Source organism: Lysinibacillus sp. 10T31 (assembly GCF_056394365.1).
This window is the reverse complement of sequence record NZ_JBFTHS010000196.1, coordinates 1-469: the sequence shown is the minus strand read 5'-3', so window position 1 is coordinate 469 and position 469 is coordinate 1. Positions and strand designations below refer to the sequence as shown.

The following is a 469-nucleotide window of genomic DNA, read 5'->3' as shown; positions in this document are numbered from 1 at the left end:
GATTCATATAAGGGCATGAAGTTAGCCGGTTTTATATACGGACTCACAAATGGTCCCAGAGGCTGGTCGGCTTTTCTTCACTTCTACTATAAAAAAATAGTAGCACAAACCATGGCCTTGGTTTGTACTACTAATGTTAGTATGTTTTATTTTACTAAGCAATTAGCATAATGAGGTGATGCCATTGGGAAAGTGAAAAAAATAAATCCAAAACAACAAGCTAATGATTAGCCCCACTGCCTGTAAAGTTGGGTGAATAAATCACAGACCACTTCTTGGTGGATGCTTGTCACTTACATACTTTCATCACTGTTCTTTTCTATTTGATGATTTGTCAAATTAAGTGCAACAATTGCTCATTAAAAGCCTCGTTTGCAGTTTTCCAACCAAGACATTTTCTTGGTCGGTTGTTGATATAGTTTAATGATTCTGTTAGTTCTTCTGGTGATACTTCTTCGAAATTTGTTTG

The 469-nt window shown here is 36.0% G+C and carries 1 pseudogene; it reads right to left on the bottom strand.

Annotated features, from left to right (window positions below):
* Positions 1–334 precede the first annotated feature (334 nt).
* A pseudogene (locus AC1DCY_RS27610) lies at positions 335–469 on the bottom strand (IS30 family transposase); the annotation flags it as partial.